Origin of the sequence: Sporosarcina sp. BP05 (genome assembly GCF_014282005.1) — a bacterium.
Lineage (GTDB): Bacteria > Bacillota > Bacilli > Bacillales_A > Planococcaceae > Sporosarcina.
Window position 1 is genome coordinate 39,945 of sequence record NZ_JACFTD010000011.1, and the last position, 14,039, is coordinate 53,983.

Annotated in this window: 13 protein-coding genes; 6 read left to right on the plus strand and 7 right to left on the minus strand. The window is 41.6% G+C overall.

Annotation, left to right across the window (positions count from 1 at the left end; genetic code table 11):
* Window positions 1–3: 3 nt before the first annotated feature.
* Entirely contained in the window at window positions 4–930 is a 927-nt protein-coding gene (hprK, locus tag H2672_RS13150; RefSeq protein ID WP_186672093.1) for an HPr(Ser) kinase/phosphatase, read from the minus strand.
* Between the two features lie 137 nt (window positions 931–1,067).
* Here hprK and H2672_RS13155 point away from each other — a divergent pair, with 137 nt between their 5' ends.
* On the plus strand, window positions 1,068–1,625 hold the full coding sequence (locus H2672_RS13155) for an N-acetylmuramoyl-L-alanine amidase family protein (RefSeq protein WP_255485818.1): 558 nt from the start codon (window positions 1,068–1,070) through the stop codon (window positions 1,623–1,625).
* Window positions 1,626–2,068: 443 nt separating this feature from the next.
* On the opposite strand, the gene H2672_RS13160 is transcribed toward H2672_RS13155, so the two are convergent.
* The 6 genes from H2672_RS13160 to H2672_RS13185 all read right to left on the minus strand — a co-directional run bounded on the left by H2672_RS13160 (window position 2,069) and on the right by H2672_RS13185 (window position 10,894).
* Window positions 2,069–3,271 (minus strand): DUF4097 family beta strand repeat-containing protein, encoded by a 1,203-nt coding sequence (locus tag H2672_RS13160; RefSeq protein WP_186672097.1) that lies wholly within the window; start codon window positions 3,269–3,271, stop codon window positions 2,069–2,071.
* A gap of 85 nt (window positions 3,272–3,356) precedes the next feature.
* Window positions 3,357–6,230, minus strand: coding sequence for an excinuclease ABC subunit UvrA (gene uvrA / locus H2672_RS13165; RefSeq protein WP_186672099.1), 2,874 nt, complete (start codon window positions 6,228–6,230; stop codon window positions 3,357–3,359).
* Window positions 6,231–6,237: 7 nt separating this feature from the next.
* Complete coding sequence (gene uvrB / locus H2672_RS13170; RefSeq protein WP_186672101.1) at window positions 6,238–8,220, minus strand: excinuclease ABC subunit UvrB; 1,983 nt, start codon at window positions 8,218–8,220, stop codon at window positions 6,238–6,240.
* Window positions 8,221–8,567: 347 nt separating this feature from the next.
* Complete coding sequence (locus H2672_RS13175; RefSeq protein ID WP_186672103.1) at window positions 8,568–8,804, minus strand: IDEAL domain-containing protein; 237 nt, start codon at window positions 8,802–8,804, stop codon at window positions 8,568–8,570.
* Between the two features lie 145 nt (window positions 8,805–8,949).
* Complete coding sequence (locus H2672_RS13180; protein WP_186672106.1) at window positions 8,950–10,161, minus strand: ABC transporter permease; 1,212 nt, start codon at window positions 10,159–10,161, stop codon at window positions 8,950–8,952.
* Entirely contained in the window at window positions 10,145–10,894 is a 750-nt protein-coding gene (locus H2672_RS13185) for an ABC transporter ATP-binding protein (RefSeq protein WP_186672108.1), read from the minus strand. Before H2672_RS13185 ends, H2672_RS13180 begins: the two co-directional genes overlap by 17 nt.
* A gap of 266 nt (window positions 10,895–11,160) precedes the next feature.
* On the opposite strand from H2672_RS13185, the gene H2672_RS13190 reads away from it, so the two are divergent.
* From H2672_RS13190 to H2672_RS13210, 5 genes are all read left to right on the plus strand, one after another.
* The gene (locus H2672_RS13190) at window positions 11,161–11,586 is read left to right on the plus strand and encodes an HIT family protein (protein WP_186672110.1); all 426 of its coding nucleotides are present in this window, start codon (window positions 11,161–11,163) and stop codon (window positions 11,584–11,586) included.
* Window positions 11,587–11,699: 113 nt separating this feature from the next.
* A complete protein-coding gene (locus H2672_RS13195; protein ID WP_186672112.1) occupies window positions 11,700–12,224 on the plus strand; it encodes a tryptophan transporter in 525 nt (174 codons plus the stop codon).
* 150 nt (window positions 12,225–12,374) lie between these two features.
* Window positions 12,375–12,737, plus strand: a complete 363-nt coding sequence (locus tag H2672_RS13200; protein ID WP_186672115.1) for a YtxH domain-containing protein — start codon at window positions 12,375–12,377, stop codon at window positions 12,735–12,737.
* 414 nt (window positions 12,738–13,151) lie between these two features.
* Complete coding sequence (locus H2672_RS13205; RefSeq protein ID WP_186672117.1) at window positions 13,152–13,760, plus strand: HTH-type transcriptional regulator Hpr; 609 nt, start codon at window positions 13,152–13,154, stop codon at window positions 13,758–13,760.
* 60 nt (window positions 13,761–13,820) lie between these two features.
* Window positions 13,821–14,006, plus strand: coding sequence for a hypothetical protein (locus H2672_RS13210; RefSeq protein ID WP_186672118.1), 186 nt, complete (start codon window positions 13,821–13,823; stop codon window positions 14,004–14,006).
* Window positions 14,007–14,039: the final 33 nt, after the last annotated feature.

Consider the following 14,039-nt stretch of genomic DNA (forward strand, 5'->3'; position numbering starts at 1 on the left):
CATTTACTTTCGATTCACTTTAATTTCAGCGGCAAGTTTTTTCGTAAACTCTTCTGCTGCATTAACACCAAGCTTCTTCATTCGATAATCCATTGCTGCAACTTCAATTATGACAGACAAGTTACGTCCTGGTCTTACCGGTACAGTCAGCTTCGTCAATTCCGAATCCATAATTTTCATCTTTTCTTCATCAATACCAAGTCGGTCATAAATCTTATCCTGATCCCAAAATTCAAGATCGATGATAATTAATATTCGTTTATCACTTTTCACGGCGCTGGCCCCGAACAATGTCATCATATCAACAATCCCAACTCCACGGATTTCAAGCATATGTTCAAGCAGTTTTGGTGGATTTCCAATCAACACATTTTTAGCTACCTGTCTAATTTCCACAAGGTCATCAGCTACCAATCGATGACCCCTTTTCACAAGTTCAAGAGCAGTTTCACTTTTCCCCACACCACTCTTGCCCGTGATCAGTATGCCAATTCCATAAACATCTACAAGTACCCCATGAAGGGCTGTCATTGGTGCAAGTCTGCCACTTAGATAATTCGTCAGCATACCCGAAAATCGTGTCGTTGGAACATCCGTTTTCAACACAGGAATGCCTTTACTCTCGGCAGCCTCAATCAATTCAATCGGCACTTCCATTTCATGTGCCACAATGATGGCCGGCGTAGTTTCTGAACAGAGTCTTTTCATCCGATCTATCCGTTCTACTTCTTTTAAATTCGCGAAAAATGATAGTTCTGTTTTGCCCAAAAGTTGAACACGATCCGCCAGATAATAATCGAAATAACCAGCCATTTCAAGTCCAGGCCTTGAAATATCACTCGTATGTATTTGACGCTCAATGCCGGCTTCTCCTGCGCATAGTTCAAGAAAAAGTTTTTCTTGAACATCCTTTACTGTTACATAAGACATTAACTCGCCCCTTTTCTATATATTCAAACGTCTATACCCTATTTTACCATGCACAATTTCAAATGAAATGATTTAGTGCCGAGACTGTCCACTTCTAAACTCTTTTTTCCTATATAGGGGATAAGGAGGGGAAGATGTTGACGACACTACTAATTGATGCGGGGCACGGTCCTGAGACAGCGGGAAAACGCTCACCAGACGGGCTATTGCGGGAATTCAGCTTTAACAGTGCTGTTGCAGATCTTGTAAAACAATTTCTTATTGAAGAAGGCTTCACAGTCATTTTTGCACATAAAGCACAAGAAGATGTACCACTTACCACAAGGATAAAGCTTGCCAACAGTCTTACTGTTGATGCATTTGTATCTATCCACGCAAATGCGTTTGGTAATGACTGGAACAGCGCTAATGGAATCGAGACATTTGTTTACCCTACAGCCAGTAAAGCGTCTATAGCACTTGCTTCCCTCGTGCAAAGTGCGTTAATAACAGCTTGCAATAGAACCGACCGCGGCGTGAAGAAAGCGAACTACGCTGTCCTACGTGAAACTCGGATACCCGCAATACTTATTGAATGCGGATTCATGACAAATCGAGAAGAAGCCGCGTTATTAATGAGGAAAGCATACAGGCTGCAGTGTGCAAGGGCAATTGCCCACGCACTATCAACTTGGATTTATCGAGGGAAAAAGTAACAATATATGTTGAGATAAAGAATTCCATTGAATTCGCTACGGCGCTAGGGGGTGCCTTCCGCCCCTTGTAAGGCGTCTTCGCTAAGTTCACATAGGTATTCATTTGTTTAACATATATATAGTTGGCACTATTTATTTGGAATCGACTAGGCGGTAAATCTCACCAGTATAACGAACAAATCTAGCGAAGAAGCGACACTAATGAAAGGCAGCCCAATATTGCCGCGTCCTGCGGCAAAGGCTGCACACCCGCATCCTGCAGGCGCCGGAGCAATCAGACCGACAGTGATCTTCTGACGGGCTGATTGCGAAAGCCATCACCAAGCGACAAAGCGGCGTTGGAAGAACATTCTATTTGTTAAGTGCCGACTATATAGTTTCATCCCAATGAAAAAGGACTGTTATTACACCGATTTTGGTGTAACAGCAGTCCTTTTTATACGTTATTCTTTTTTAGCGTTATAACAAACGAGAACTGAACCCGTTTTCGCTTCTCCAAAAATGTGTAACGGAGATGGATTTCCTTCTACGTCCTTTTTAAAACGGATTGTCCGATGTAACAATTGTTCCTGTTCGATAGTCCGATCGACATCATCAAGTTTCAAGTCCAATCGCCCTATATTGGATGCAATTTCACCTGATAAGGCAACGCCTGTTGGAATGTAAATTTCAACTGTACCGCTTATTGTTTTTGCTTCAATTTTCTCTGCAGCCGGATCTGTCGTTGTAACGACGACATGTCCGTTTAATGATTGTGCCTCCACATCTTTCACAGCACCATCAATGTAAACGCGCCCGTTCAAGGTTTCTGCCTCAATTGTAGTAGCAGTCACACCAGTCAGACCGATTGAGCCATTCACGGTTTCGAACTCACCGTTGTTGAACGTCAATCCGGCAATCTCGATTTTCCCGTTTGCAGTCTTCACTTTTACCTTTTCGGCAGTTGCATCTTTCATTTTAAATGAGCCGTTCAGTAAACGTGCGGAAATTCTCGCGTAATCCTTTTTCGGGATGAATAATTCAACATTTACTTGAACCATTTTCAAATCGCTTGAAATTCTTATTTTCCCTTCGTCATTAACGAACAGTAACTTATCAAGAAAATCGTTTTTCGCTTTTTCTTCTGATTCACTATTATAGGTTTTTACCGTGAAGTCTGCTCGTACTTCTTCCGTTTCCCCGGTATGGATTGTCACTTTACCGTTGTCGATATCAATGATGACTTCGTCGATTTCGGTTGCCGGCTTAGTTATTGTATGTTCGAACGTAACTGTATTGCCAAATGGCGAATCAAAGTCGAATGATTTCACTTTTTGAACAGCCGTCTGCATGAATTGCATGAATCTGTCTCCAACGTTCGTAAAATCCTTTGTCAAATCTTCAAGGAATTCATCCATAGAAGGCTGATTTTGATCCTCGTCTTCGATAACAGGCTCAGCCTTTTCAAATGGACCTTTTTTTTCTTGTTGTTTTGGTTCACTATATTGTTCTTCCAATTCTTGCGACTCTACAGTAACCTTTTTAGCCTCAGCGTTTTTTTCCACTTGACCCGTTTTCCCTAATGTTTCTAGAAGTGTCAATGCTTCCTCGGTCGTGATCGTACCGTTTTCCAGCATTGCTAAAATCCGTTTCCGTTCATTTTGCATCATTACGCCCCCTAGTATTGTGGTGATCCGGATTTCTCCGTTATTTTATGACTATCTATATATACGAGTGGATGTGGAAAAGGTTTCATTTCGAAACTTTTTCCGCATCTTCAATCATCATATCCATTCGTTTTCGTTCACGCTCAAGAACTGGTTTTAAATAATAACCTGTATATGAAACTGTGGATTCTGCCACTTTTTCTGGCGTACCTGTTGCGATAATTTGCCCGCCTTTATCGCCACCTTCAGGCCCTATGTCGATAATGTAATCGACAGTTTTAATAACGTCCAGATTATGCTCGATAACGAGTACAGTATTCCCTGTATCGACAAGGCGCTGCAATACAATAAGTAATTTGGCAATATCATGGACATGAAGCCCCGTCGTCGGTTCGTCAAGAATATAAAACGATTTTCCATTCGAGCGCTTGTGCAGCTCAGAAGCAAGTTTCACCCGTTGCGCTTCCCCACCCGATAATGTTGTTGCCGGCTGGCCTAGATTAATATAACCTAGACCAACATCAACAATCGTCTGGAGCTTACGGCTAATTTTAGGTATATTTTCAAAAAACACGAGTGCATCATCTACCGTCATAGCAAGGACATCCGCAATATTTTTTCCTTTATAGGTTACTTCGAGTGTTTCTCTATTATATCGTTTTCCATGACAAACTTCACAAGGTACATAGACGTCCGGTAAGAAGTGCATTTCGATTTTAATGATTCCATCGCCACGACAAGCTTCACAACGACCACCCTTAACGTTAAAGCTGAAGCGCCCTTTTTTATAACCGCGGACTTTGGCTTCGTTCGTAGAAGCAAACATATCCCGTACATCATCAAACATGCCTGTATAGGTCGCAGGATTGGATCTCGGCGTCCGCCCAATTGGGGACTGGTCGATTTCAATGACTTTTTCAAGTTCTTCAAGCCCTATAGCAGATTTATATTGGCCCGGTTTCTGCTTAGAACGATTCAATTTCTGGGCGAGCACTTTGTAAAGTACTTGATTGATAAGCGTGCTTTTCCCCGATCCTGAAACACCTGTCACAGCTATGAATTGGCCTAGTGGAATATCTACATTTACATTTTTTAAATTATTTTCAGATGCACCTTTAATGACTATTTTTCGTCCATCCAGTTTACGTCTTTCCAACGGCAGCGGGATAAACTTCTTGCCACTCAAGTATTGACCTGTCAGTGAGTTAGGGTCATTCATCACTTTTTCAGGTGTACCTGCAGAAACGATTTCTCCCCCCGCAACACCCGCACCAGGTCCGATATCAATTAAATAATCGGCAGCCATCATCGTATCTTCATCATGCTCAACTACAATCAATGTATTGCCGATGTCGCGCATACTTTTCAATGTACCAATTAAGCGGTCGTTATCGCGCTGATGAAGTCCAATAGATGGTTCATCTAAAATATAAAGAACGCCCGTCAGTCTTGAACCAATTTGCGTTGCCAATCGAATCCGCTGTGCTTCTCCGCCAGATAGCGTTCCAGCCGCCCTCGATAACGACAAATAATCGAGTCCAACATTAATTAGGAATCCAAGACGCTCTTCGATTTCACGTAATATAAGCTTCGCAATTTGCTTATCTTTTTCTGACAGCACAAGATTTTTGAAAAACTGGTCTGCCTCAGTAATAGACAATTCCGTAACTTTTCCAACATGTATGCCATTCACTTTTACCGCGAGCGACTCTTCCTTTAAACGGTATCCGGCACATGTTGGACACGGCCTCTGTGACATATACTTCTCCATCTGTTCTCGGATATAATCTGAAGAGGTTTCTTTATAGCGACGTTCTACATTTGCCAAAACACCTTCGAAGTAGATATTGCTATCTCTCGTGCCACCAAATTCGTTAGTGTAACGGAATCGAATTTTTTCATCTTTTGAGCCATTTAATATTTTATCAAGTTCATCGTCTGCCAATTCATTTACCGGCACATCCATGGATATGCCAAAATGATCCGCAACAGTTTTTAAGAGTTCCGGATAGTATTGTGAACTTGTCGGTTCCCACGGCGCAATCGCATGATCTTTTAACGATAGCGTTAGGTCTGGCATGATTAATTCCGGGTCAACTTCTTGCTTTGTCCCCAGCCCATCACATTCCTGACAAGCACCAAATGGACTGTTGAATGAAAACATTCTTGGTTCAAGTTCACCAATTGAAAATCCGCATAATGGGCAAGCATGATGTTCACTGAACAAGAGTTCTTCCCCGTCCATGACGTCAACCAATACAGTTCCATCCGCGAGACGAAGCGCTGATTCAAGAGAGTCGCTTAGGCGTGCAGCAATATCTTCTTTCATAACAATCCGGTCGATGACAACTTCTATCGTATGCTTCTTGTTTTTGTTCAATTCAATATTGTCGTCGAGGTCTATGATTTCACCGTTGACACGAATTCGCACATACCCTTGTTTCTTAATGTCTTCGATTAATTTTACATGTGTTCCTTTACGACCTGATACAATAGGTGCCAGAACTTGAATACGTGCACGCTCCGGTAATTTCATAAGGTGGTCAACCATTTGCTCAATTGTCTGTGACGAAATTTCCGTTCCGTGAATCGGGCAGATTGGTTTGCCTACACGAGCATAAAGAAGACGGAGATAGTCGTATATTTCCGTCGCAGTTCCGACGGTCGAGCGGGGATTGCGGCTTGTCGTCTTTTGATCAATTGAAATTGCAGGGGATAGTCCTTCAATGACATCCACATCCGGCTTGTCCATCTGACCTAGAAACTGTCTTGCATAAGAAGATAGTGATTCAACGTACCTCCGCTGTCCTTCAGCGTAAATTGTATCGAATGCGAGTGAAGATTTTCCCGACCCCGAAAGTCCTGTCATGACGACCAATTTGTCACGTGGAATATTTATGTCAATGTTCTTTAAATTATTCGCGCGTGCGCCTTGTATGATGATTTCTTTATTCTTCATAAAAACCCTACCTTTCAGCCTTCAATTCCATGATCGTATCCCTTAGTTCAGCAGCACGTTCGAAGTCGAGTGCTTTCGCCGCCTCTTTCATCTCTTTTTCCAAAGTGACAAGAAGCGTTGTCTTTTCGTCTTTTGTCAATTTCTTGCCCTGTGTTACTTTTTCTAAATAGGAAATAGCTTCTTCTGATACTGCGGTTGCGCGAATCACATCACGGATTTCCTTTTTAATTGTCGTCGGCGTTATGCCATGCTCTTCATTGTATTTTCGTTGAATATCCCGACGTCGCTCCGTTTCACCAATTGCCTTCGCCATGGAGTCCGTCACCCTATCTGCATACAAAATAACATGTCCATTGGAGTTACGGGCAGCGCGGCCCATCGTCTGAATAAGTGCTCGCTCAGAACGAAGAAATCCTTCTTTATCTGCATCTAAGATTACAACAAGTGATACCTCTGGAATATCTATCCCTTCCCTTAAGAGGTTAATCCCTACTAAGACATCATATGTGCCTATTCGCAGTTCTCGTAACGTTTCAATTCGTTCAAGTGTTTTAATATCAGAATGAAGGTATTGAACTTTTATACCAATTTCCTTCAAGTAATCGGTCAAGTCTTCGGACATTTTCTTTGTTAACGTCGTAATTAAAACTCGTTCGTTCTTTTTCGTCCGTTCTCTAATTTGACCTATCAAATCATCAATCTGTCCTTCAATTGGACGGATTTCAATCGTCGGATCTAGTAGTCCAGTCGGGCGGATAATTTGTTGAACCATTTCGGGAGTGTGCTCGATTTCGTAAGGACCTGGTGTCGCAGAAACATAAATCGCTTCGTGGACATGGTCTTCGAATTCTTGGAATGTCAGCGGTCTGTTGTCGAGTGCTGAAGGCAGACGGAAACCATGTTCAACAAGGACATTTTTCCGTGCCTGGTCACCGTTATACATACCGCGGATTTGTGGTAGTGAGACATGACTTTCATCAACAATAATAAGAAAGTCATCTGGGAAATAGTCAAGCAGCGTATACGGGATCGCTCCAGCAGGACGAAGCGTTAAATGGCGAGAATAGTTTTCGATACCCGAACAGAAGCCCATTTCCCGCATCATTTCAAGATCATAGCGTGTCCGCTGTTCAAGGCGCTGTGCTTCCAACAGTTTGTCCTGGGAACGAAATTCTTTCAAACGTTCTTCTAGTTCTATCTCAATGTTCTCAATTGCCTTGACCATCTTTTCTTCACCGGTGACAAAGTGAGATGCGGGGAATATGGCGACGTGTTCACGTTCGCCGAGAATTTCACCTGTCAGTGAGTCCACTTCGCGAATCCGTTCGATTTCATCCCCGAAAAACTCGATTCGTAAGCAATGTTCATCCTGGGATGCTGGCAAAAGTTCAACAACATCGCCGCGTACTCGGAACGTCCCCCGAGTGAAGCTTATGTCATTCCGTTCGTATTGAATATCTACAAATCTACGTAACAGTTCATTACGTCCGATTTCCATACCTGGACGGAGAGATACAACATGTGCGCTGTATTCTTCTGGGGAACCTAGGCCGTAAATGCAGGAGACAGAGGCTACAATGAGCACGTCATTCCTTTCAAATAAGGAAGATGTGGCAGAGTGTCGCAATTTATCAATTTCGTCATTGATACTTGAGTCTTTTTCAATAAAGGTGTCGGTATGTGCAATATACGCTTCTGGCTGATAATAATCATAGAAACTGACGAAATATTCAACAGCATTATCAGGAAAAAACTCTTTAAATTCACTATATAATTGACCCGCTAATGTTTTGTTGTGAGCCATAACGAGAGTCGGTTTATTAATTTCCGTTAAGACATTCGAAACCGTGAACGTCTTCCCAGTCCCGGTTGCACCGAGCAAAGTTTGGTGCTTCTCACCTCGGTTATGTCCTTCTACTAGTTGTGCGATTGCAGACGGCTGATCGCCTTGTGGTGTATAAGGGGCTTGCAAATTGAATTTTCCGATCATCGGAAAAACCTCCTCTATCAGTTACTTCTATCTTATCACTTTACTCATCTTTTGACGAGCAAAAAGCGAACGTACGTTTTTTCACTAATTCCCGACGTTTGTTGATTAACCATTTAGTTACATAAAACACTGGTGAGAAGGGCTTGATTACCTTCATTTTCACTGGACTATTTTCGGCCCGCTTACGGCTATCTATTCATGACAGATTTACTGAGGGGGTCCTAGTGTGTGATCAAGTTATTGCTGGTTACTTTGGTTAATCAACAGGCGTGCTAATTTTCCCATTTTATAAAACACACAGAAAAAAACGCTGCATGTCTATTCAACATGTAGCGTCCTAACATTTTTCAATCATTCTCTTCAAGTTTTCCCAGTCTTTCGGAATACGTTAGGAATGCGCTTTCATCCCGACAGTCAAGCGCAAGGTCGATAAATCCCATAATCCTGGTCTTCGTTTGCTCTCTGTGTATATGCTTCAAAAAAAGATCCAAATAAATTTCATTCAACAGCTTTTCCGCTTGGAGCGAAGTACTGTTTTTCCCTACAGCTTTCAAAAACTCGGCATATGAATAATTGTTCTCCATCCCTATCACCCCTGCTGCCTTTTATTTAGTATATCTAATTTCAGAGATAAGTTGCAAGGTTTTTCGGAATATTCTCTTTTTTTATTTAGTCATATTTTATTAAAGAAACGCCCCGCCTGCAATTGATTGCAAACGGGACGACTTTTCACTCATATTCTTTATTTTCCACAGTCAATCTAATCGTTGCCTCAGAGATGATGAGGATGACAGCCCCGACAAGGAATGTTGTTACAGAAACCCCATACAGATACAGTGCTGCACATATAACTACTGCCGCCTGAATCCATTGGACTGTACGAACGATTCTTTTAATTGCACCTGGACGGGTGTCTTCCTTTTCAGGAAACAGCATATCCATCCGGAAATCGTCCCCGGCCCGCAATGCGTGGATAAGTTGTACGGCAGAGGCAAATGCAAGTGCTCCCGCGAATATGAACACGACAATCGGGAACGGGATGAAAATCGCCCCAAGTGCTGATAAAGCAGTAAGCCTTACCCATAGCCAAAAAATATCATCTGTACGGATAAATGTGCGTCTGATTAGATACGTTTGCGCAACAGGCTTATTGAAGTTCGGTGACCCCGTTGCAAAACCAATCCACGCCCTTCTACTAATGGATCCTTTCAAATGTGGAACGTCTGTGAAGTAGTTGGCAAAACGGTAAAAACGCATCATTCGATTTTGTTCGAGTGCAATGAAATGATCGTAAGGAAACGGTTTTAGCATCCTCTTATTTCGCCAATACAAGTTGTACATACCAATAAGTATAGCAATAACCGGAAGAATAAGAGGACTTCCTGCAAGACCAACATAAATTATGGATCCCGCCAATAAAAATCGGACGACCCTATCTAGCCAGATCCCTTTCCCATCCAAAGCATGTCTGAAATTATATTCCGACTCAATGAATACTCGCTTAATGACCAGCAACAAAATTGCGGTGACGATGTACTCCATCTTCGATCCTGTCCCTGTAGCTGAAAGTAATGGCAGCGCAACAATATATAAAATAAATGGTAATGGCAATTGTGAATAAAAGCTCCAACTCAAAGCCCGTTTCATATACGTAATAAGCTTTTGTTCCAGTGGCAGGAAATAAACCGTGTCCGCAGGTTTCAATAGCGTCACTGGCGGCGAAAAGGCGAGCGCTAGTCCAAGTATGATAGCCGTAAGCAGCGCCGCTGGGAACTCTGCTGGCACTTCCTTCAACCATTCGCTATACGTATAGCCCCCCGCCCCGATTGTGAAGACAAGGACAATTGCCAAATGACCTGTAAATACATATTTTAAATACTTTTGGAGCTCGGTTATATAATGGACGAACCGGGATCCCCATATTTCACGCAAATTGTTCATTATCTGTTTCCTCTGTCATCGCAATATACAAGTCATCCAGTGATGCGCCAGGACGTCCAAATGCCTTTCTCAAGTCATCCATCGTTCCTTCCGCTCGCACCCGTCCTTCGTGCAGCAAAATGATTCTGTCGCAATGTTTTTCCGCAGTTGCCAATACATGCGTTGACATGAGAATAGAAGCCCCATTTTCTGTTCTCTGCGTCATCTGTTCTAAAAGTGATTTGATGCCGATTGGATCGAGGCCGACAAATGGTTCATCGATAATATATAATGATGGATTAACGAGGAAAGCACACATGATCATTACTTTTTGACGCATCCCTTTTGAAAAATGCGCTGGGAACCAGTTTAGACGTTTCTCCATCCGGAATTCCCGGAGCAACTCATCCGATCTCGCTTCAAACACTTCTTTATCAAGGTCGTATGCCATCGCTGTTAGTTCAAGATGTTCTCGCAGCGTCAATTCTTCATAGAGTATCGGCGTTTCAGGAATATAAGTGAACGCCTTCCTATACTTTTCGGGATCTTCACTGAATGTCACCCCGTTAACACGAATTTCTCCCTTATGTGGATTCATTAATCCGATAATATGTTTAATAGTTGTACTTTTCCCCGCCCCATTTAGTCCAATCAGACCCACTAACTCACCATGTCCGATGTTAAATGATAAATCATACAGAACGGGTTTACGTGTGTAACCGCCTGTTACGTCTTGTAATTCAAGAATTTCCATATCCATCCTCCATTCTTCTATTCATTTTAGCAAAAAACGGTTTAAAAAGCTTTCTCCTTCATACAACTATATAGAATGATTGCATTGAATAACGATTGGGCCTGCAGGATGCAGATCATGCAGTCGTTGCGACACGACGTCGCTAACTTAGACTGCCTTCCTTTACCTGTAAGGCGCCTACGCTAGTCTGTTTACCCTCTTCAATATTTCAACCTATATCTTAAATTATGCTACACTTGTCCCATTCATGAAAAGGAGTGGTGAAAATGACTGCTTGTATTTTTTGTAAAATCATTGAAGGAACAATCCCGAGCGTAAAAGTTTATGAAGATGAGCATGTACTCGCCTTCATGGATATTATGCCTGTAACGACAGGACATGTGCTTCTCATCCCGAAAACACATCGTGAAAATATCTATGATTTAACTGCTGAAGAAGCAGCCCAACTATTTTCTGTCGTACCCAAAATCGCCAATGCGCTAAAAGATGAATTCAAACCAGCAGGTATGAATTTATTGCAAAACAATGGCGCATTTGCAGGACAAGCCGTCTTCCATTCCCATCTGCATTTCATCCCTCGCTATGATGAAACCGACGGATTCCAACCAACTTTTGAGACGAAGGAATCTGAAACAAGTGTAGAACGAATTCAGGAGATTGCAGCTGGAATTCGAAGAAAGTTAGAACAATAAGCTTGCAAGTTATCTGAATACCGTGTAAGATTCATAATAAGTTTTTCGCTGTCGATCATGAGGATACGTCAGGAAAAACTCAAAAAAACAGATGAGCCGAGGAGAGATGAGAAATGAATACGAAAAGTCTTGTATTAATGTCATTATTAACTGCTGTAGGTGCTGCATTGTACCTAATAATTCCACCCATTACTGGCGGAATGAAACCCGATTTCATGCTGACAATGATGTTTATCAGCATATTCCTGTTCCCCGAAGTGCGCAATGTATTTTTACTTGCTGGAACAACAGGTATTATTTCAGGTATTTTTTCAAACTTTCCAGGGGGCTTCATCCCCAATGTGGTTGATAAGTTCATTACTGCATTTGTAATCTATGCAATTATTGTTTCACTTAAAAAGATCACAGGTAATTTGATCGCTTCCACTGTTGTTGCAGGTATTGGAACTGTATTGTCAGGGAGTATCTTCCTTTCAATCGCCATTTTCATTCTTGGAGCAGATTTACCGTTCGGAGGGTTATTCTTAGCCGTTGTACTTCCAGCTGTTGCCATGAACGGAATTGCATTTTTCTTGATCTACCCAATTGTTAAGGGCTTGGTCAAGCGATCCTCGTTTAAAACTGCATTTTCCAATTAAAATTATAGCGAAAGCTTTCCGTCTCCACGAGGAGAGCTTTTTTTGATGCTCAGTCGCTTATATATCTCATTATTGCCCAGGCTCCTTTAAAATGTTTTAATTAAGCCAGAGCAAGGAATACTACTCATAATAAGAAGGAGTGCATAATTCATGAAAGTATCTACATTTTTCATCGGACTCGTGACAGGTTCAGTTGCGGCCGCTGTTACGGTATTGTATTCAACTCCCCAATCGGGAAGCCAACTTCGGACATCCGTGAGGGATGCTTCAAGTGACATGAAATTTTTGTTCAAAGATGTAAAGGTAAAAGTCGATGATCTAAAAGAGTCCATTTCCCATCTTACAAAAGAAGCGAAAGAAACTGTTCCAACAACAATCGATGGCATCAAGGGTTCAGTAGAGGAATGGCAACTTTCAACCGAATCAAATCGGGAACGCATGGAAAAAGAAATTGCAGCAATCCAAACTGCTCTTGAAGAACTGGAACGAAATATCGCAACACAGCAAAGATAAAAGTAATCATCAATCAGTGGGGGCCACATCCTCCACTGATTATTTAATAAACTTTGGCAAAGCCTAGGTAATCAACATCCTGTTGGCCCTATCCATTCGGGCTATTATGGGCAGTTGATCTTCCACTTCTTCTCATGTCCTCGCAGACTTGAAGTTGGGTTCCTACTGCCCGTTAATGCGGGATAATTTTAAAGCACACACAATCCACCATTAAGGAATGCAGTCACCCCTCCACAAAAGGCCTACACTATATAGGTTTAAATAGTGGATACGGCCGCATTCCTTATTTTTATGTCAATTTCTCTTCAACGTCATTATTGACTCAAAATCTTTTTTCGCAATCTTTACTTTTCTCTTCTTTGCTTTCCTGCTATAATAAAAGAAGCGGAAAAATATAGAAAGAAGGTGTTTCCAATGTCAGAGCAAAAGTACTCTCCGAAAGAAGCAATGATTTTCAGTCAAAGGGTTGCACAGATGTCAAAAGCACTTTGGAAAGCGGTAGAAAAAGATTGGCAGCAATGGATAAAACCTTATGACTTGAATATTAATGAGCATCACATTTTATGGATTTCTTACCATCTTCAAGGCGCCACCATTTCTGACATCGCTAAATTCGGAGTCATGCATGTTTCTACAGCATTCAACTTTTCAAAGAAGCTGGAAGAACGCGAGTATTTACGGTTTTATAAAAAAGACGATGACAGAAGAAATACATATGTTGAAGTTACAGAGGCAGGAGAGAAACTGCTACTCGAGATGAATATGAACTACTATGATTCTAAACATGATATTTTAGAGGGTTCACTCCCTATTAAAGACCTTTACGGAAAATTCCCGGAATTCCTCGAAGTTATGTCTGTTGTCCGAAATATTTATGGGGAAGATTTCATGGAAATATTTGAACGTGGCTTTGAAAAAATCAAAGAATCGTACGATGACTCCACTGGTGAAATGATTGCTATAGGTCAAACGAATAGTAATGAAGAACTTAAAAAATTGGTAACTAGCGCAGAGGAAAAATAATTTCATTTTAGAAGGACTTCTGCTATGATTGCCTTGGGAAGTTAAAGAGGAGGAATAGATTTGATCCTTATTATTACAATTCTGTTCTCATTATTATATCTGTTTCAAATCAATAAAATGACGTATGCACTTTGCGAATCTAAGGAAATCCCTGAAGAGAAGCAACAGAAAATATTCACGACCGTTAACGTTCTAGTAACCATATTAATTGTGTCATTTTACGTCGAGATTCTGTTACAAGTATAAAAAAGTCCATTCCCTTTTTTACGGGAAATGGAC